This window comes from Mesorhizobium sp. WSM4829 (assembly GCF_055811475.1).
The window spans coordinates 30,728-49,585 of sequence record NZ_JBVVQJ010000033.1 but is presented as its reverse complement, the minus strand read 5'-3'; the positions used below and the strand labels follow the sequence as shown (position 1 = coordinate 49,585).

Here is an 18,858-nt window from a genome sequence, read left to right as displayed (position 1 = left end):
AACCGTGTCCTCGAGCCACAGCACGCCGCGCGACCCTCGCGCCTGGGAGTGTCGTTATGGATCAGTTGTCGAAAAATGCGGTGACGCGGCCGGCGCAGAAGCGCGCAATGCTGTAATCGATCGGGTGGTCGCCGACCTTCTTGATTCTACGGACTTCCAGAATGGGTTCCGTCTTGGATTGTTCCAACTTGCGCGCCTCTTCCAGACTTGGAAGGCGTGCGTTGATTTCGCAATGCGCGCGCCAATGCGCCACATGACCGTAAAGCTCATAAATCTGGGTAATACCAGTAAATTCAGAGACACGGACGTCTGCTTCGGGGAAATGACACGCTGGGAGGAGATGACGGGAGAAGGAAATGGTCCGATTGCTGGCTTTTCCGACAGTATCATAGACGAAGACTGTTTCACCCCTCGAAATCTCCAGCAGTTGTGCAATCTCGGAAGTAGCGCCCATCTTGAAACAGGCGAGGATTTCGGCACTTGGCGTCAAGCTCGCGTCCCGCAGATTGGCCATGAACGACGCTCTCGGCCCAGATCAGTGCGGATGCGCCGTTCTGCGAAGACCCCGCGCCCTCGCTTGGTGCGCAAGATCCCTTTGAAGCTCGCTGAGTGCGCGCCGAACAGTCGTGCGGGTCACGCCAAAATACGAAGCCAGAATGTTATCGCCGGGCAGCTTATCACCGACCGGAAACGCACCCGCCTCGATCTCTATCAAGATCACCAGTTCGATACGCCACCAACGCGGAAGGTCGTTTCGTCAGTTCTTCAATATTGTTGAGCGTCGCTGGCCCTAGTTTGTCATCCATCTGTCACCAGATCGTGCAACATGCAAGTACCTGTAGACATGTCTACACAAGTCATCCAGACTTCTAACTTCCATTTTTGACACGAGGAGTTTACGCCATGAATATCACCCGCCGGAATTACTTGAAGGCAATGAGCGCGGTTCCGCTTCTTGCCACGATCGCCCCGCGGATTGCCGCCGGTCAATCCCGGATCGACCTGACCATCGGCGTTTCGGAAAACCCGCCGCAACTCGACCCGCTCAGGCTCGGCTCCCTCACGGCGTTTCGTGTAACGGCCAGTATTTACGACATGCTCATCCGCATCGATCGGCAAAATGGCGATCGGCTGGTCCCCGGTCTCGCGGAGTCCTGGCATCAGGTCGATCCACGCACCTGGGACTTCGTGATCCGGAAAGGCGTCCGCTTCCATGATGGGTCGATCCTGACCACCGAAGATGTCGCTTTCACCTTCGGGCCAGAACGCATGCTGACAGATGGGCTCCCCGGTCAAAGCATGTCCCGCGCGTTCTTCAGTGGGCTGGAAAAAGTTGTCGCGCTCGACGAAAACACGGTTCGTTTCGTGACCAAGCAGGTCGATCCGATTTTCGAACCCAGGCTGGCTAACTGGGCAGGCCAGATCATCAGCAAGGCGGCCTTTCAGAAGGTCAACAACTGGGACGCGTGGGCGCTTGCCCCTGTCGGCACCGGTCCTTATCGAGTGCAAAAAGTGAACGCCGGCGAGCGAATCCACCTCGTCGCCCATGAGGACTACTGGGGCGGGCAGCCGCCATTTTCCTCGGTGACGTTCAAGGTCATGCCGGAAGCGGCGAGCCGCGTCAACGCGCTTGCGGCGGGCGATGCTCACATCATAACGGAAGTCACGCCGGATCAGATCGCAACGATCAAGGGATACGGAAATCTCGAGGTCATTGGCGGCCCGGTCGACACCATCCGCTGCTTGAATTACGGTACGTTCGACGGGCCACTCAAGGATGTTCGTATCCGCCGGGCGATCAACCTCTCTATCGACCGGAAAGCGCTTGCCGAGCAACTATTCGCGGGGATGGTGGGCGTGCCGAGGAGCTTCCAATGGCAAGCCTATGGCGACATGTTCATTGAGAATTTTCCGATGCCGGTCTATGACCCCGATGCCGCGAAGAAGCTCCTTTCCGAGGCGGGTTATGCCGGTGCCCCAATCGAGTATCGCACGCGGGTCAATTATTACACTGCCGAACTCGATACGGCGCAGGCTATACAGCAGATGTTGCAGGCAGCCGGCATCAATGTCCAGCTCAAGGTTGTCGAGAATGTAGCGCAGCTCTTCGCCCAACCAAACAACGCCATCTTCAACGGCTCGATCGTATCGCAATATCCGGACGTGATGGGGTCGCTTTGGCCCGCCTACGGGCCCAACGGCTTCATTCGCACCCAGGCCAAGAGCTGGAGTAATTCGGAATTCGATAGCATTGGCGAAAAACTTCAAACGCTCACCGACCGCGCGGAGCGCCGTGAGGTTCACCAACGTGTGCTGGAAATCTTTGATCAGATCGACCCGCCCGGCACGGTGCTCTACGACACGCCGATGCTCTACGGCAAGCGTTCGGATGTCACTTGGGCGTCGCATCGCACGGAGATGATGGATTTCGGTCCCTTCAACAGGCAGGCGTAAGGCGGACTACGCCGCCGAGCATCATGCGTCCGTGAGGTCCCATGGTGCTCATCCCGGATCATTCGTTCATGCCCGCGTTCCGATCTGTGGAGACCGTCAGTGCTAGTGCTCACAGCAAGGTAATTTCATATGATCATAGCGCATCTCAGCGATCTACATATCCGCGAAGCAGGCAAGCCGTTGGCTTCCGGCAACGCAGATTACTCTGCGATGGCGGCACAGGCATTCGACCGCGTGGCCAATATGACTCCAAGACCGGACATGATGATCGTCACCGGAGATTTAGCCGATAGTGGTCAAGTCGGCGAATATCAAAGACTGAGAGAGATGATCGAATCGCTGCCGTTCGCGGTGCATCTCGTGTTGGGCAATCATGACATCCGAGAAAACTTCCTGACCGTTTTTCCCGAGAGGAAAGCAAGGAATCTCAGCTTCGTCCAGTTCTGCATCGAACACGATGACCTTCGTATCGTTGGGCTCGATAGCCTCGTTGAAGGTGAGGGTTCAGGACGCCTTTGCTCCGAGCGCCTTTCTTATTTACGGAACCGCCTCCAGGAGCGCCCAGATATTCCGGCGCTGATCCTACTCCATCACCCGCCCTTTGCATTCGGCGGGGGCATTTACGATGCCGTGAGACTGATCGACGGAGCGCAAGAGCTGGGTGAGATCATCGAGGCCAACAAACAGGTCGTCCGTGTGCTCTGCGGCCATCATCATCGCGCGATCGATTGCCTTTGGCATGGCACGCTTGCCTCAGTTGCGCCATCGGTTGTGAGTGCATGTCATCTGAGACTGGGAGATGTGCACACTTTCATGGACATTGATGAGCCGCCGGCATTTAAGCTTCATGTGCTGGTTCCGGAAGAGGGAATTGTCTCGCATACAGTCTTCGTCGAAGACTTTGGTCCGCCTTATGAAATCATCCCTGATCCGAACTACCAGGCGTTGGCGTCTTTGACGAAGAAAACCGCGCTGGCGGCCTCTGGGTAGTTGGATCATGAACGCTACTGGTGTCGCACCCCTTCTGCAGATCAGGGATCTTCGTGTTCGGTTCGAGTCGACGCGCGGAGCCACAGAGGTTTTGCGCGGGATCGATCTGGATATCGGCCGTGGCGAAATTCTTGGCCTTGTCGGAGAGTCCGGCTGCGGAAAAAGTATTACGTGGCTTGCCGTCCTGCGTGTGCTGGGACGGCAAGCCACCACTACAGGTACCGTTTTGTTCGACGGCTCTAACCTTCTTGAACTCGACGACAGGGCCATGACCGCTCTTCGGGGTCGACGTCTGGCAATGATCGTCCAGGATGCCACCGCCTCTCTGAATCCGATCCATACAATCGGATTTCAACTTGTAGAGATATTAGTACTGCATCGCAAAGTTGGATGGGCGACCGCGCGCGCCCAGGCAAAGCGACTGCTCGATCAAGTTCGAGTACCCGCGGCGGAAAGGCGGCTGGGGCAATATCCTCACGAGTTGTCTGGAGGCACGAACCAACGGGTGGCGATCGCCATGGCACTAGCCGGGGAACCAGATCTGCTCGTCGCGGACGAACCCACGACTGCCCTCGACGTCACAGTCCAGGCCCAAATCCTGAACCTGCTCCGAGAGATCAGGGGTGACACGGGCATGTCGATCGTCCTTATCTCGCATGACTTGGGGGTGGTGCGCGAAACCAGCGATCGAATCGCAGTCATGTACGCGGGAAAGGTGGTGGAGATGGCGCCTTCTGCCGGCCTCTTGGACCGGGCTCGCCATCCGTATACGCGCGGTCTCCTTACCGCCGCTCCCGATTTGGACGAGCCGGTAGGTAGGCTGCGAGCGATTCCCGGCAGCGTTCCAGCGCCGAGTTCCATTCCGCGCGGATGCGCTTTCCAAGCTCGATGTGCCGAAGCTATGCCAGGATGCATGGTTTCGACGCCGTGCCTCTTATGGGTTCGAGACGATCACTGTGTGTCTTGCCTGAGGATGTCACCCGTCGGCGACAAGCCGACCGCGGCGCGCATTGAGGTTCAGGCATGACACCCTTTTTGACTGTGCAGGGCCTGACAAAACACTTTTCCATTCGATCCGGCATCGCACTTTTCTCGCCTAAGATCCCGCTAAAGGCAGTCGATGACGTGTCCTTTTCTGTAAAGCGAGGCCAAACGCTTGGCATCGTTGGCGAATCCGGTTGTGGCAAGTCGACGACTGGGCGTCTCGTTCTCGGTATGATGGCGCCGACGCGGGGGACGATCGTACTTGACGGTATGCCGGTGCGGACGCGTCACGACACAGTTTGGCGAGCGCAAAGGCGACGTATGCAGATGGTCTATCAGGACCCTCTGTGCTTCCTTGATCGCCGTCTTCCGATTGGCCGCCAGGTAACGGAACCGCTCGTCGTCCATGGAGTAGGCTCCTCGATGGCGGAGCGGAAAGAGAAGGTTCAGGATCTCCTGTCGACCGTCGGAATGCGGCCGGACCAGTTCGGCAGCTATCCACACGAATTGTCGGGCGGTCAGCGGCAGCGCGTCGTGCTCGCTCGGGCTCTGGTGCTCGACCCCGAACTCTTGGTCTGCGATGAGCCGGTTTCCGCCCTTGACGTATCGGTGGCGGCGCAGGTGGTCAACCTGCTGAAGGATGTACAGGCTGCCAGAGGATTAACCTATCTGTTCATCAGTCACGATCTGAGAATCGTTCGTCAGGTCGCCGACCGCGTGATGGTGATGTACCTCGGCAGGGTCATGGAGGAAGCGCCCGCCGCCGATCTTTTTAGACACCCCCGACATCCCTATACGCAGGCGCTGATGTCTGCAGTGCCCAGCCTGAAGCCGCGATCGCAACGCCGCTCCTTCATTCAAGGCGATCCGCCGAACCCGATCGAAGTCCCAAATGGGTGTGTCTTCCATCCAAGATGTCCTTTTGCCTCGGCGCGATGCCGAACCGAGCGGCCCGAGCTCCGCACTACGGCCGATGGCCGCTCCATAGCCTGCCATCATCCCCAGGACGAGATGGTTGCCTCGCTCGCAAAGTTGGAGGACGCTTGATGCTGGGATACATATCCGCTCGCTGCGTTCGCGCCTTCGCGACACTCGTCCTGATCGTAACTTCGACTTTCGTCGTCCTGCGCCTGACCGGAGACCCGGCCATCAGCATTCTGGGCGTTGATGCTACAGATGAGGCTTTCCGTGAATTTCGACGGAGCTGGGGTCTCGATCAGCCGATATGGATTCAATACGTCAAATATCTGCAAGCCGTCATGGAAGGAAATCTCGGACGCTCCATGCTCGACGGGCGAAGTGCGGCTAACGCCGTCATGGAACGGGTGCCGGCGACATTGGCGATTATGGTTCCCGGCTTCATCCTGCAATTGCTGATTGGCATACCTGCCGGCGTCTTAAGCGCACTTCGGCGCAATACTTGGCTGGACCGGCTCATCATGACCAGTTCGGTCGTCTGCTTCACCATGCCCGGCTTCGTTTTCGCTCTTCTGCTGGTCATGTTGTTCGCGGTCAAGCTGCATTGGCTTCCTTCGGGAGGTGCAGGTACGTTATCGCATCTCGTTCTGCCTGTGCTGACGCTCGGCGTTTTTGGCGGCGCTACGCTGGCGCGGTTCACACGGTCGGCCATTGTCGACGTGCTAGGTCAGCCGCATATCCGGGCAGTGACGCTGCGGGGACTCCCACGCTGGCATATCGTCCTGCTGCATGTAATCCCGAACGCCGCACTGCCCGTCGTCACGGTTATTGGCCTGATGCTCGGCGGCTTGGTTGCAGGGGCGGTCATCACCGAAAGCGTTTTCTCCTGGCCGGGGATCGGCCGGCTGCTCGTCACTTCGGTTGCGAGCAGAGATCTCGCCGTCGTGCAGACAATTCTGCTGATGGTGGGCGCCGCCATGGTCGTAGCTAACTTGGGTGTCGATCTGCTCTACGGGTTTCTGGACCCTCGTCTCCGGCACGGTCAGACTGGCAAAGCGGGAAAGGATGACATGGGATGACTATCGCAGAGGAAAAAGGAAATACGCGATCTGCTCGTTTTGCATTCGCGTGGAGCCGCTTGCTCGACGGCTGTCCGCCCTCTGTGCTCCTCGCGTTTCTCTGGATTGCCCTCATCGGAGCGATAGCCCTTTTGGCAAATTATATCACTCCTCTCGATATAACCGCCACGGATTTGGGTGCACGGTTGCGACCCCCTGCTTTCATGGATGGAGGGGACTGGACGCATTTCCTCGGAACCGATCAACTCGGCCGTGACACTCTTTCACGGCTCGTTTTCTCGATCCGCGCGAGCATGACGATCGGGTTGATTTCGACATTCATCGCGGCGTCCGTTGGCATTGGTCTTGGCTTTCTGGCGGCTCACGTCCGCGGCCGTCTTGAACAAGTCATTCTGATGCTCATTGACGCCCAGGCTGCCATGCCCTTCATGATTATCGCACTCGCCGTTCTTGCCTTCTTCGGCAACAATCTGGTCCTTTTCACAGTTCTTCTGGGCTTTTTCGGATGGGAGCGCATCGCTCGTCTCTGCCGCGGGCTGGCAATGGCGGAATCCGAGCAGGGTTATACGATCGCAGTGCGGGACATTGGCGCTTCGCCCCTGCGTCTCTATGGGCTGCACATCCTCCCAAACGTAGCGTCAAGTGTGATCGTAGCTATGACGCTTAATCTGCCTGAGGTTATTCTGCTCGAAACCAGCTTGTCGTTCCTTGGGCTTGGTGTACAGCCCCCTTTATCGAGCCTTGGCAACATGGTTGGAGCCGCGCGCGACTATATGGAACGGGCACCTTGGCTGCTGCTCATCCCGAGCGTTGTTATCATGCTGACCGCCCTCTCAATTTCGATCGTCGGTGATTGGCTGCGGGACCAGACGGATCCAGGAGGCAAAGGCGCCGCTTGAGCGACGAGCTTGGTGACGCGCATTCCTGCGTTCAACATCCACTCGCTGGCGCCGCTCGCCATGGCAGGCATCGGCCAGATCACCCGCATCACCCGCTCCGCGATGATCGACCACCAGCGGCGTGACCATGTGCTGACGCTGAAATCCTTCGGTGTCCCGAACCGGCTGGTCGTGTCCCGTTACCTCCTGAAACTCTCCTCGATCGCGCCGCTAACGATCATGGGGCTCGAGTTCGCCTCGCTGATCGGCAACGCCTTCGTCGTCGAAATGGTCTTCTCCTGGGGCGGTTTTGTCTGCTACGGCCTCGACGCGATCGTGCAGAAGGACCTCAACGCCGTCATGGCCGTGGCCCTCGTCTCGGGCATTTTCAACATCGCCGCCGATCTCGTCATCGACCTGATCATCAGCATCCTTGATCCGCGGCTTCGCCGCCTTCCCGCTGAGCCAGGTCGGACTGCGCGGGAAGGCGGCCACGCTGCGGATGGAAGAGCTGATGGCGCTAGTCAACATGCTGTCCGCCTATCTCTCGAAATATCCGCACGAGCTTTCGGGCGGGCAGAAGCAGCGCGTCGCAATCGCCCGGGCGCTTGCTGCCGAACCGAAGATCATCGTGCTCGACGAACCCACCTCGGCGCTCGACGTCTCGGTGCAGAAGCAGATCATCGCCTTGCTGCAGCGCCTGCGGGGCGAGCTTGGGCTGACGTACTTCTTCATCTCCCACGACCTTTCGCTGATGCGCAATTTCTGCAGCCCGCCATCATACTGAGGGGCGAGATCGTCGAGGACGTGCGCACGGCGGACGTCTTTGCCGATCCCCAGCATCCCTACACCCGAACACTCATCTTGGCGTTCCCGGTGATGAGCGACGAAGAGGAAGCATTGAAACCCACGTACGCGCCAAGGAGAGAGCGCGCTTCCTGGTGAGGTCAACGGCCTGAGGCCGAACGAGGAACAGGGCCGAAGGGCCGCCAACAAGGAGATCGTCCGTGTATCGATTGGGAATAGATGTCGGGGGTACGAACACCGACGCCGTGATGATGGGGGGGCGGCAGGTGCTGTCGGGGGTCAAGGCGTCGACGACGGATGACGTGACGACAGGCGTCATCGAGGCGCTGGAGGGGGCAATCGCCAAGGCCGGTATCGATCGGTCCAAGATTAGAACCGTTATGATCGGCACGACACATTTCACCAATGCGGTGATCGAGCGCAAGCACATCAACCATGTCGCCGCCATCCGCCTCGGCCTGCCGGCGACCGCCTGCCTGCCGCCGATGGTCGATTGGCCGAACGATCTCGCCGAGGCCGTCGGCTATCATACCTACCTGGTGCGCGGCGGCTACGAATTCGACGGCCGCGCCATCGCGCCACTCGATGACGAGGAACTGATCCGCATCGCCGCCGACATTCGCCTCAAGAACGTCAAGGCGGCCGCCATCACCTGCGTCTTCAGCCCGATCAATGCCGAGATGGAGCAGCGCGCCAAGGCTGTCATCGAAAAACATTGCCCTGGCCTCCCGATCGTCGTTTCCGGCGACATCGGCCGCATTGGCCTCCTGGAGCGCGAAAGCGCCGCCATCTTGAACGCAAGCCTGTTGTCGCTTGCGGCCAAGACGGTGGACGCCTTTGCCAAGGCACTGGAAGATGCCGGTCTTTCCTGCCCGTTCTTCATCACCCAGAACGACGGCACGCTGATGGCGGCAGCCACCGTCAGAAGTTTTCCGGTCCTCACCTTTGCCTCCGGCCCCACCAATTCCATGCGCGGCGCAGCCTTCCTGACCGGCCGCAAAGAAGCGATCGTCGTCGACATCGGCGGCACCACCTCCGACGTCGGCGCGCTGCATCACGGCTTCCCGCGCCAGGCGGCGACCATTGTCGACGTTGGCGGCGTCCGCACCAACTTCCGCATGCCCGACGTCTTCTCGATCGGTCTCGGCGGCGGCTCGCTAGTGCGCGAACTTGCCAATGGCGAGGTGACGGTCGGTCCGCAATCGGTCGGGTATCGCATCGCCAAGGACGCTTTGGTCTTCGGTGGCTCGATACTGACCACCACGGATATCGCCGTCGCACTCGGCAAGGCCGATATCGGCGATGCGTCCAAGCTCGGGCATCTCGACCGGGCACTCGCCGAAAAGGCCCATGCCAGGATCGTGTCTATGCTGGAAAACTCCGTGGAGCGCAGCCGCGTCTCGTCCGATCCGATCCCGGTCATCGCGGTTGGCGGCGGTTCGATCCTGATGCCGGACAGGCTTGGGGATCTGGAGGTCATCCGACCTGAGAATTTCGCCGTCGCCAATGCGGTCGGTGCGGCCATCGCCCAGATCAGCGGCGAAGTCGATCGCGTCTTTGCGCTCGAAGAGGGTTTGACGCGCGAAATCTGCCTGAATCAGGCGGAGCAGGAAGCGACGGAACGTGCGCTTTCGGCCGGCGCCATCGCAGAAACGATCCAGGTCATCGAACGGGAAGACGTGCCGCTTGCCTATCTGCCGGGCAATGCCACCCGCATCCACGTCAAGGTTGTCGGCGAAATGGGAGGATTCCATGGCTGAGCGTACATTGAAGGCCTTGAACTACGATCCCTCCGACCTTTGGGTGCTCGATGAGGAAGACCTGGAGGCGGTGGAGATCGGTGCCGGCATCCTGGGCACCGGCGGCGGTGGCAACCCCTATTTAGGCAAGCTGCGCGCGCGCCTTGCCATGCGCAGCGGCTATTCGCTGTCGATCTTGCCGCTCGATCGACTGGCCGATGATGCCCGTTGCATTTCGCTTGGCAGCATCGGTGCGCCGGTCGTCGACTACGAGCGACTGAAGGAAGGGCGCGAAGGCTTGCGTTGCGTACGGGCACTCGAAGAGCATCTCGGAATCGCCATCGACGCCATCGTCTGCGAGGAAATTGGCGGCGCCAATTCGATGGAGCCGCTGATCGCAGCCGCCTTTGCCGGTCTGCCGGTCGTTGATTGCGACGGCATGGGGCGCGCCTTTCCCGAAATGCAGATGACCACCTTCTCGATCTACGGTCATCGCTCGACCCCCAGCGTCATGTGCGACCTGCACGGCAATGTCGTCCTGTTCCAGCATGCGGCCTCCGAACTCTGGCACGAACGCATGGCGCGCGCCTGCGTGGTCTCCCAAGGAGGCGCCTCGACGCTGGCCTCGGCGCCGATGACGGGAGCCTTCCTCAAGAAGTACTCGATCCCGCATTCCTACACCCGGGCAGTTTCGCTCGGACGCGCGGTGCTGAAGGCGCGGCGTGAGCACGCCGATCCGGTGGCGGCGATCTGCGCCCAGGAAAACGGGCGTCAGGTCTTTTCCGGCAAGATCGTCGATCTCGAACGCCATCTGCGTGGCGGCTTCGTCATCGGCGAAGCCAAGCTTGCCGGCATCGATGCCTTCAACGGCGACACCGCCTCGGTGATGATCCAGAACGAAAACCTCGTGTTCAGCCGTAACGGTGAGGTCGAAGTGTCGGTACCGGATCTGATCATCGTGTTAGATGTCGACAGCGGCAATGCGATCACCACCGAAATGCTGCGCTACGGCCATCGCGTCTCGATCGTGGCATTGCCTTGTCATTCGCTGCTGCGCTCGGCAGCCGCGCTCGAAGTGGTGGGCCCGAAGGCCTTCGGCTTCGACGATATCACCTTCCGGTCGATCGAGGAGATGCAGCCATGACCGAGCAGCTGATTACCGCTGCCGACATGGAGCCGATCGCCATCGGCGGTGCCTATCTCGGCACTGGCGGCGGCGGGGGATTCCTATATCGGCAAGCTGATGGCGCGTTCCGTGATCGAAGCGAATGGTCTGGTCCGGATCATTCAGCCCGACGAGGTTGCCGACGACGCGCCCTGCGTTCCTTTCTTCATGATGGGCGTCATGATGGGCGTCGACCGTCATGTTGGAAGGCTGCCGCGCTGCGACAAGGCACTGGATCCCGCCGCCTGAACGGCGGCCGGCAACAAACATCAACAAGCAACGAAAATGGGAACAGACAAATGAAGAGCACACTCATCAAAGGCCTGCTTCTGGGGCTGGTGCAGGCGATGGCGCTCACCGCCCTGGCCACGGCTCAGGAAAAAGTGTCAATCGTCGTCAACGCGCCGCAGGAATTCGGCACCATCGATCCCGGCAAGATAAACGACTATACTGAATACATGGCGGCCGTGAACCTCTACTCGGGCTTGACGACCGTCGACCCCGACGGTTCCGTTGCTCCCGATCTCGCGGAGAGCTGGAGTGTTTCCAACGATGACAAGACCTACACCTTCAAGCTGAAACAGGGCGCAACCTTTCAGGATGGCACGCCGGTCAAGGCTTCCGACGTCATCTATACTATCAAACGGTTACTTGCGATCAACGAGGGTCCGTCCTACCTCTTCACCGACATCGTCAATCCCGACAAGGTGAAGGCCGTCGATGACCGGACGGTTGAGATCGGGCTGAAAAAGGTCTATGCGCCGTTCATCAGCAACACGCCGCTTATTCTGGTGTTGAACGAGAAGCTGATCAAGGAAAGCAGCAAGGAAAAATGGGGGACGGACTATCTCGCCGACCACCCGGCGGGCGCGGGCCCTTACATGCTGTCGTCTTGGCAGCGCGGTTCCCAGATGATCGTCAACTGCTACGAGGGCTACCACGGCGGCTGGACCAAGGGCAAACCGATCGATGAGATCCGCTTTGTTATCACCCATGACGGGGCGACCGTAATGGCGCTGGCAGCCAAGGGTGAGCTTGGCATGTCGGCGGGTACGCAGGCCAACGAAACCTTCGAAGCGATCGAGAAGATGCCGGGTTATAAGATCCTGCGCGCCACTACGGCCACCGGCTTCTACATCAAGATGAACACCAAGGTACCGCCGACAGACGACATCCATGTGCGTCGCGCGATCGCCTATGCAACCGACTACCAGACGGTGCGCAACGTCATCCATCCCGGTGAGCCGATGAACGGCCCGCTCGCCTCGGTGTTCAAGGACGCCTATCTCAACGAGCTCCCAGCACCGGAATACAATCTGGAGGAGGCCAAGGAGGAATTGGCGAAATCGAAATACGCCGGCAAGGGCCCGATCAAGGTCAGCCACACCTACGTCGCCGGCGTTGCCTTCGAGGAGGACCTCGCGCTGCTGATGCAGGCCAATCTCCAACGGATCGGTATCGAACTCGACATCAAGCCGGAACCCTGGAACCGAATCACGGAGTTGGCCGCAAAAGTGGAGACGACGCCGGCGACGACGCAAGTCTTCTATGGCCCCATCTATCCGTCGCCCGACAGCGTCTTCTATGTGCAGTACCATTCCAAGGCCAAGGGCACCTGGGCGTCGATGGAATGGCTGTAGGATCCCGAAATCGATGCGCTGATCGACGAATCGCGCGAGACGCTAGACCCGGCCGTGCAGAATGATCTCTACAAGGAGATCCAACGCAAGATCACGGAGACCCAGGCCGATGTGTTCCTGACCGTTGAAGCGCTGCGTTACGCGGCGAGCAAGTGCCTGCAGGGTTATGCCTATGTCCCGATGCAAAGCTGGGACCTGAACTTCTCCCGCTTCTGGTGGAATTGCCAGGCCGACTAAGATTGGGGCCCTGCTTCGCAGCTACCGAAACATCGCCCATCCCTCCGGCGGCCCACTGCGGCCATTTTAAAAGGATCCTACCTATGACTGCCGATATCAAAATCTCTCCATCTACCCCCAATCTTGGTGCTCCAAGGTACGCCGAAATCGCCACGTTTTTGCGTGCGCCGCTGGCAACGACTTTAGCTGATGTGGATCTAGGCTTAATCGGAATCCCCTATGACGGTGCGCTTACAAATCGCCCCGGTGCGCGGCATGGTCCCCGAGAAGTGCGCAACCAGTCGTCTCTCACCCGAAAGATACACCACGTCACGCGCGTCAATCCATTCGAGCAATGCCGAATGGCAGATCTCGGAGATGTACCGATGACCCGCGCATTTGATGTGGAGGGTGCTCATGCCGACATCTCAAACTTCTTCGACCTCGTCCATGTCGCAGGTGTCACGCCGCTATCAGTCGGAGGTGACCATTCGGTGACCTTGCCCATTTTCCGTGCGATTGCAAAGGACGGGCCAATTGGCATGGTGCATATCGATGCGCACACGGACACTTGGGACGAGTTCCAAGGATCGAAGTTTAGCCACGGCTCGCCGTTCCGGCGTGCAATCGAGGAAGGCCTACTTGACCCTAGGAGGACGGTTCAGATCGGCATCCGGGGCGCCCAAAACGTGTCTGAAGGATGGGATTACTCGACTAAGCACGGCATCCGCGTAATCTTTATCGAAGAATTCAACGCTTTGGGTGTTGAGAGAGTCCTTGAAGAAGCGCGAAGCGTTGTCGGCAGCGAAAAGACCTACCTTTCGTTCGACATCGACAGTATCGACCCCGCTTATGCGCCCGGGACCGGAACTCCAGAAATTGGTGGTTTGACGACAGTTCAGGCCCAGGCGTTGGTAAGAGGCCTATCAGGCTTGAACCTCATCGGCGGAGACCTCGTCGAGATATCCCCTCCCTTAGACCACACTGGTGGAACAGCCTTGGTTGGCTCGTCCATCCTCTACGAAATCGCTTGCGTGCTGGCTTCGGCAATCACCTCGCGAAAAGCAAAAACGGGCTGATTGAACTCAGTAACCGTTGAAGGAAACGTGCAGTGGCAGCTGTTGTCGAAAAAGTAGATGCGCAAGCTGCACGCGCCAAGGCGGGCGAGCGCTATGACGTGTCTCCGCGCTCGGTCGACGTCTCGCCAAGGGACCGAAGCCCAGGCAGGAGATTTTAGGTACGAGAGAAAACCTGATCAGCATTCAGGAGGACGGTGATGTTTCTTCCCAATCTGCACCCCGACTACCGCAAGCCCCTCGATCCGGCGGATGCTGAGATTCTGGGCGTGAAGGCCGCCGAGGAGGTCGAGCGCTTCCTCGCCTATCGCGACAATCATGTGCCGACTCCCTTGCATGCTCTCCCAATTTTGGCTGCCGAAACCGGCGTTGGTGATCTCCATGTCAAGGACGAGGGGTTCCGGCTGGGCCTCGGCAGCTTCAAGGCCCTCGGCGGTTCCTATGCGGTGATACGCCTTGTGCTCGAAGAGGCCAGCCGTCAATTGATGCGTTCGGTCGATATTTCTGAATTGTACACACCTGACGTTCTTTCCATCGCATCCAAGATGACGGTCGCTTGTGCCACCGACGGAAATCACGGGCGCTCGGTGGCAGCCGGGACGCAACTCGTTGGCGCAAAGGCGGCGATCTTCGTCCACTCTGGCGTTAGCGAGGAGCGCGTAGCCGCTATTGATCGCTTCGGCGCTCATACGATCCGGGTGAATGGCACCTATGACGATTCGGTGGCCGAGGCCGCGCGTGTAGCAGCGGAGAGGGGCTGGATAGTGGTCTCAGATACGTCCTGGCCGGGATACGAGCGCATTCCGGGACTGGTTATGCAGGGCTATACGGCGTTGCTGCGTGAAGCGCTGCGCGTGCTGCCCAAGCCACCGACACATGTATTCGTGCAGGCGGGGGTCGGCGGAGTCGCTGCGGCCATTGCGGGGCACCTCACGCTCGTGCTCGGCGAGAGGCGCCCCACCTTCGTCGTCGTTGATCCAGGGCGGGCAGCCTGCGTTTTCGAGACCGCACGGACGGGACATCCAGTCAGGATAACGGCTGGCAAACCGACGGTTATGGCGATGCTCGAATGCTACGAGCCCTCGCTGGTCGCTTGGCGTGTGCTCGCGCGTGTCGCTGATGCCTTCATGACGGTCGAGGACGAGGACGCGATTGCCGCGATGAACCGCCTGGCGCGCCCGCGCGGAAACGACCCGGCAATCGTCGCGGGGGAGAGCGGCTGTGCCGGCCTTGCTGGCCTTCTTCGCGCGGCGGCGGACCCTGGGATTCGGGCGGCGCTTAACCTTGATGGCGCTTCCCGTGTCCTCGTCATCAACACTGAGGGCGCCACCGATCCCGGGCGCTACGCGGAGCTGGTCGGGATGCGACCGGAGGCTGTCCCGACCCGTTCCACCAATCGTACCGAAGGAGGGAAATGATCTTGCCGGGGACGATCACGCTCAGCGGAACGCTGACCACGGAGCATCACAAGGGGCACACACCCCTAGAGTTCGACGTGCCCGAGGGGACGACCCGGATCGGCGTATCGTTCTCCCTCATGCCAGCCCGCGCGAGCGGTGCGCTCTTCGACAATCTCATCTGCCTCAGCCTGTTCGGCCCCGCCGGCCCGCGCGGCACGCGGCACAACAATCCGGCGACCAGCTTCTCGATGGACGCGGGTTCCGCCACGCCGGGCTTTGTGCGCGGCGCGATCGAGCCGGGACGTTGGACGATCTGGCTCGATGTGTTCCGGCTGATCGGGCCCGACCCGGTCGCCTACCGGATCGACGTGGAGCTCTCGACCGTACCGGTCACGGTTGCCGATGAACTCGCAGTCGCGATCGAGGATCCCGGTCCCGGCTGGTACCGCGGCGATCTCCACGCGCACACGACGCATTCGGACGGCGAGTGGGACGTGGCCGACCTCGTCGGCTTCGCCCGACGCCGCGGTCTCGATTTCGTGACGCTCACCGACCACAACACCGTCTCGGGCCTCGCAGAGAGCGACAGGATGAGCGACAATGCGCTGCTCACCATGGGCGGAGTCGAACTCACCACGCACTACGGCCATGCGCTCGCCCTGGGCACGAGGCGCTGGCAGGAATGGCGCGCCGGTTCGATGCCCGGCGTGACGATGCCGGCGCTCGCCGAGGATGTGGAGCGGCAAGGCGCTCTCTTCGTCATCGCCCATCCCAAGTCGCCCGGCGACCCTTCCTGCACCGGCTGCCGTTGGGAATTCGCCGACATGCAGCCCGGCCCGGCTTCCGTGATCGAGGTATGGAACGGGCCCTGGAGCGACTACAACGAGGAGGGGCTGACGCTCTTTCATCACTGGCTGGATCGCGCATGGAGAAAGGAGGCCCGACGCCTCTTCGTGAGCGCGGGCACCGACATCCACGGCCCGGCCGAGGCTGGCCAGACATACGGCTTCAACAATGTCTGGTCGTTGGGGCGCAACGAGCGCGCCATCCTCGCAGCCGTGGCGCGCGGCCGCAACTTCCTGTCGTCGGGACCGAAGTTGACGGTCGAGACGATCGCAAGCGATGGCCGCCGGATGGCGATGGGCGAGATCGTCGAGGGCCGGGCCGAACTGGTGGTGCGATGGAGCTACGCGCCATGCGGGGCGACGTTGCGCGTCGTCGAAAACGCTGCGGCGACGTTTCGCAAGGACGTACCGGAGACGGGCGATGTCGCCTTGCCGCGATCGTCAGCCGGGGCTTCATGGCTGATAGTGGAGCTCAGGGACCGAAGCGGAGCGTTGCTCGCGCTGGCCAACCCCGTGTTCTTCCGGGAAGGTTGAGCAGGGGAGCCCGTCGCCTTCGGAGGCCTCACCGTCAACGCGTCTTGCCTAGCTGCAGCGTCTCACCATCTTCGGGGATGAGGAGCTGCGTCGCCGAGATGCCGCCGCATCGGCGACCGTGCGCTCGACCAACCGGTCGAACACGGTCTCGCCGGCCCAGTAGATCTTCGGCTCGCCGGGAGCCTCGATCACCAGGCCGAGATGCGCCCTCAGACCTACCTATCATCGAGGGCGTGGCGTCGGCGAAGCCCGCATCGCGGATCACAGGAGAGGACTTGATCACCCGCAAAGTACCGTCGATCAAACGGGGCCCAGTGGCAGCACCGCATATCTGGAAGCGACCGACCTCCTGCATCACCGCTCCCTGGTGCACGATGCGCAGCTCGAATGGGTGCTTTCATCGGACGGTAACCTTAGATTCTATGGGATTCCTAGTCCAATCGTGCGTCGCCGGCGCTGGGATCACACTCCTTCCCGCCTATGTGTGCCAGCCGTTCATTGCGGTCCTCCGCCTCGTGTAATCGCTGCCTGACTGGGAGGTCCTTCGTACCAAATGACAGATGCTCTTCCCCAACCTCAAGAACCAATCAAAGGCGCAAGCAGCCTTCAGGGCTTGGGTGAATGCCTTCGACTTCTCAATTTTGCTGGGCAATAGTCGGAGCTTCGGCTTAGCGTAGGATTCCGCCCCCTCCCGCAAACGCCCCCTTCCAGGAGAAGATCGACGCGGTCTTTAGGATGCGGCTTGGCGGTACGCTGCTTGGAGGAGCAGCGCGCGCCGTCATGCCAACTTGGTCCATGGCGCGGGTCGTCGAGGCCTACCAGGCGACCCGAAAAGGGCGGGGACCGCAGGAGACATCGAGACGCTGTACTGTGGGCGGATCAAGCACGGCGCTTGGATAGCGGAGGAATGCACGGCTCATCGCCGCCCTCCTCGAGCTCGATCGACCCGCTACCCAGTACCCCTTGTGGAAGTCCTACAGGTACTCCTCTGGGCCACCGTCCCGCACGGTATCAAGCGTGAAGCAGTGAAATCCGCCTCCGAAGAGCCGCCGATGGCGATGGCGCACCGGCACAGGGGTAAACTTGCGTTGCTCTAAAAGGCGGATGAGCTCAGGACAGGCTTCGTTCACGAGAACGATTTCGGGGCTGACTGACAGCACGTTCAGGTCGATATACAGGCTGGTGAGGACCAGGTCATCGTCGTCGTAGGTGGGAAAATTGTTCTCTTGAGGATCCGGGGCGATGATCAGCTCCCAGTTTCGCAATGGGTCAGGAAGATAGTCTGCCACGCGCTCAGACCGCACGAGCAGTGTGCCGGGCCGCAGCGCCAGGGCCATGCTGTCCATATGGCTGTCGCTCAATCGATTGATACGATGAAACCTGAAACGGTCTTCGAAATGGCGCTGGAGCCAAGTATAGCCCATTGCATGGTTTTCGGTTGATACATTGACTATCACGTCCCGTCCTAGGCGCAGGCATTGAGCCCCGTCAAACATTATTTCGAAGCCGACGTCGTAGGGAGACGGCTTCGGGTCTTTGATTGGCTCTATAGGGCCCCCAATGGTTTGCTGCGCGTAAGAGGGGTCGAACGATGCGTCGGTCATGATCGGCCTCGGCATAGCCGACCAGCGCGCCCCTTGGCGAAAATAGTCGGCGAAAATGGGCGTCAGCAGCTTTGTTTCGAAGTAGCGTGAGCGTAGCATCGGCGCCGTTTCAACGATCTCATCGCCGAGCACCAGGGAGATATCGCGAACATTGAGAGCAGGAATGACGCCGGAGCTCCAGGCGAGTGTTGCTACTTCCGCTGTAGAAGGATCGAGTTCGATGGGGCGGTGGACGGTCACTCCGAGCGAACCCAGTGTTGAGGCAATCCCTTCGACATCCTCGTTCAACTCCTCGACGTATCGTTGCTTAATCGATAGCTGGCTCCGGCCGGATTCATTGCCCGCCGTGCTCGCCGTGGAAACCCGTGGATAGTACCACTCGGATGGCGTCTTGAGGTTGTCGTGGAAGAAAAAATCGAACGAGAGTTCGCGATAGTGCGACGTATAGTTCGCAGCAGAACCAACAACCACTTCGCGGAGTTGCGACCATTCATCATAACTGTTGAGTTTCAAGTTCCCTGTCTCCTGG

At 60.1% G+C, this 18,858-nt stretch carries 15 protein-coding genes and 3 pseudogenes; 15 read left to right on the top strand and 3 right to left on the bottom strand.

What is annotated here, in order from left to right; all coding sequences use genetic code 11:
• Positions 1-61: 61 nt before the first annotated feature.
• Both AC0L17_RS26055 and AC0L17_RS26050 read right to left on the bottom strand, forming a co-directional pair.
• A complete protein-coding gene (locus AC0L17_RS26055; protein WP_473517915.1) occupies positions 62-514 on the bottom strand; it encodes a UTRA domain-containing protein in 453 nt (150 codons plus the stop codon).
• 21 nt (positions 515-535) lie between these two features.
• Entirely contained in the window at positions 536-721 is a 186-nt protein-coding gene (locus tag AC0L17_RS26050; protein ID WP_473517914.1) for a GntR family transcriptional regulator, read from the bottom strand.
• Between the two features lie 182 nt (positions 722-903).
• On the opposite strand from AC0L17_RS26050, the gene AC0L17_RS26045 reads away from it, so the two are divergent.
• The 15 genes and pseudogenes from AC0L17_RS26045 to AC0L17_RS25975 all read left to right on the top strand — a co-directional run bounded on the left by AC0L17_RS26045 (position 904) and on the right by AC0L17_RS25975 (position 16,725).
• On the top strand, positions 904-2,454 hold the full coding sequence (locus AC0L17_RS26045) for an ABC transporter substrate-binding protein (protein WP_473517913.1): 1,551 nt from the start codon (positions 904-906) through the stop codon (positions 2,452-2,454).
• A gap of 129 nt (positions 2,455-2,583) precedes the next feature.
• A complete protein-coding gene (locus tag AC0L17_RS26040) occupies positions 2,584-3,444 on the top strand; it encodes a phosphodiesterase (protein WP_473517912.1) in 861 nt (286 codons plus the stop codon).
• A 7-nt stretch (positions 3,445-3,451) separates the two neighbouring features.
• Positions 3,452-4,471, top strand: a complete 1,020-nt coding sequence (locus AC0L17_RS26035) for an ABC transporter ATP-binding protein (protein ID WP_473517911.1) — start codon at positions 3,452-3,454, stop codon at positions 4,469-4,471.
• Positions 4,468-5,475, top strand: coding sequence for an ABC transporter ATP-binding protein (locus tag AC0L17_RS26030; RefSeq protein ID WP_473517910.1), 1,008 nt, complete (start codon positions 4,468-4,470; stop codon positions 5,473-5,475). Before AC0L17_RS26035 ends, AC0L17_RS26030 begins: the two co-directional genes overlap by 4 nt.
• Positions 5,475-6,425, top strand: a complete 951-nt coding sequence (locus AC0L17_RS26025) for an ABC transporter permease (protein WP_473517909.1) — start codon at positions 5,475-5,477, stop codon at positions 6,423-6,425. Before AC0L17_RS26030 ends, AC0L17_RS26025 begins: the two co-directional genes overlap by 1 nt.
• The gene (locus AC0L17_RS26020; RefSeq protein WP_473517908.1) at positions 6,422-7,324 is read left to right on the top strand and encodes an ABC transporter permease; all 903 of its coding nucleotides are present in this window, start codon (positions 6,422-6,424) and stop codon (positions 7,322-7,324) included. The genes AC0L17_RS26025 and AC0L17_RS26020 overlap by 4 nt, the downstream gene beginning before the upstream one ends.
• A 21-nt stretch (positions 7,325-7,345) precedes the next feature.
• Positions 7,346-7,765 (top strand): annotated as a pseudogene (locus tag AC0L17_RS26015) (ABC transporter permease subunit); the annotation flags it as partial.
• Positions 7,755-8,262 (top strand): annotated as a pseudogene (locus AC0L17_RS26010) (ATP-binding cassette domain-containing protein); the annotation flags it as partial. The pseudogenes AC0L17_RS26015 and AC0L17_RS26010, both read left to right, overlap by 11 nt.
• Positions 8,263-8,310: 48 nt before the next feature.
• Positions 8,311-9,870, top strand: a complete 1,560-nt coding sequence (locus AC0L17_RS26005; protein WP_473517907.1) for a hydantoinase/oxoprolinase N-terminal domain-containing protein — start codon at positions 8,311-8,313, stop codon at positions 9,868-9,870.
• The gene (locus AC0L17_RS26000; protein ID WP_473517906.1) at positions 9,863-10,993 is read left to right on the top strand and encodes a DUF917 domain-containing protein; all 1,131 of its coding nucleotides are present in this window, start codon (positions 9,863-9,865) and stop codon (positions 10,991-10,993) included. The genes AC0L17_RS26005 and AC0L17_RS26000 overlap by 8 nt, the downstream gene beginning before the upstream one ends.
• A 48-nt stretch (positions 10,994-11,041) precedes the next feature.
• Positions 11,042-11,263, top strand: a complete 222-nt coding sequence (locus tag AC0L17_RS25995; RefSeq protein ID WP_473517905.1) for an S-methyl thiohydantoin desulfurase domain-containing protein — start codon at positions 11,042-11,044, stop codon at positions 11,261-11,263.
• 50 nt (positions 11,264-11,313) lie between these two features.
• Positions 11,314-12,891, top strand: a pseudogene (locus AC0L17_RS25990) (ABC transporter substrate-binding protein).
• 83 nt (positions 12,892-12,974) lie between these two features.
• Positions 12,975-13,949 (top strand): agmatinase, encoded by a 975-nt coding sequence (gene speB, locus AC0L17_RS25985; RefSeq protein ID WP_473517904.1) that lies wholly within the window; start codon positions 12,975-12,977, stop codon positions 13,947-13,949.
• A 197-nt stretch (positions 13,950-14,146) separates the two neighbouring features.
• Positions 14,147-15,364, top strand: a complete 1,218-nt coding sequence (locus AC0L17_RS25980) for a diaminopropionate ammonia-lyase (protein ID WP_473517903.1) — start codon at positions 14,147-14,149, stop codon at positions 15,362-15,364.
• 2 nt (positions 15,365-15,366) lie between these two features.
• Complete coding sequence (locus AC0L17_RS25975) at positions 15,367-16,725, top strand: CehA/McbA family metallohydrolase (RefSeq protein WP_473517902.1); 1,359 nt, start codon at positions 15,367-15,369, stop codon at positions 16,723-16,725.
• Positions 16,726-17,699: 974 nt separating this feature from the next.
• Here the strand turns inward: AC0L17_RS25975 and AC0L17_RS25970 are convergent.
• The gene (locus AC0L17_RS25970; protein ID WP_473517901.1) at positions 17,700-18,842 is read right to left on the bottom strand and encodes a hypothetical protein; all 1,143 of its coding nucleotides are present in this window, start codon (positions 18,840-18,842) and stop codon (positions 17,700-17,702) included.
• Between the last annotated feature and the right edge of the window lie 16 nt (positions 18,843-18,858).

Excerpts from the sequence above, each read along its gene's own strand:
- AC0L17_RS26055 (WP_473517915.1), bottom strand. The coding sequence starts at position 514 with ATGGCCAATCTGCGGGACGCGAGCTTGACGCCAAGTGCCGAAATCCTC.
- AC0L17_RS26045 (WP_473517913.1), top strand. The coding sequence starts at position 904 with ATGAATATCACCCGCCGGAATTACTTGAAGGCAATGAGCGCGGTTCCG.
- AC0L17_RS26040 (WP_473517912.1), top strand. The coding sequence starts at position 2,584 with ATGATCATAGCGCATCTCAGCGATCTACATATCCGCGAAGCAGGCAAG.
- AC0L17_RS26035 (WP_473517911.1), top strand. The coding sequence starts at position 3,452 with ATGAACGCTACTGGTGTCGCACCCCTTCTGCAGATCAGGGATCTTCGT.
- AC0L17_RS26030 (WP_473517910.1), top strand. The coding sequence starts at position 4,468 with ATGACACCCTTTTTGACTGTGCAGGGCCTGACAAAACACTTTTCCATT.
- AC0L17_RS26025 (WP_473517909.1), top strand. The coding sequence starts at position 5,475 with ATGCTGGGATACATATCCGCTCGCTGCGTTCGCGCCTTCGCGACACTC.
- AC0L17_RS26020 (WP_473517908.1), top strand. The coding sequence starts at position 6,422 with ATGACTATCGCAGAGGAAAAAGGAAATACGCGATCTGCTCGTTTTGCA.
- AC0L17_RS26000 (WP_473517906.1), top strand. The coding sequence starts at position 9,863 with ATGGCTGAGCGTACATTGAAGGCCTTGAACTACGATCCCTCCGACCTT.
- speB (WP_473517904.1), top strand. The coding sequence starts at position 12,975 with ATGACTGCCGATATCAAAATCTCTCCATCTACCCCCAATCTTGGTGCT.
- AC0L17_RS25980 (WP_473517903.1), top strand. The coding sequence starts at position 14,147 with ATGTTTCTTCCCAATCTGCACCCCGACTACCGCAAGCCCCTCGATCCG.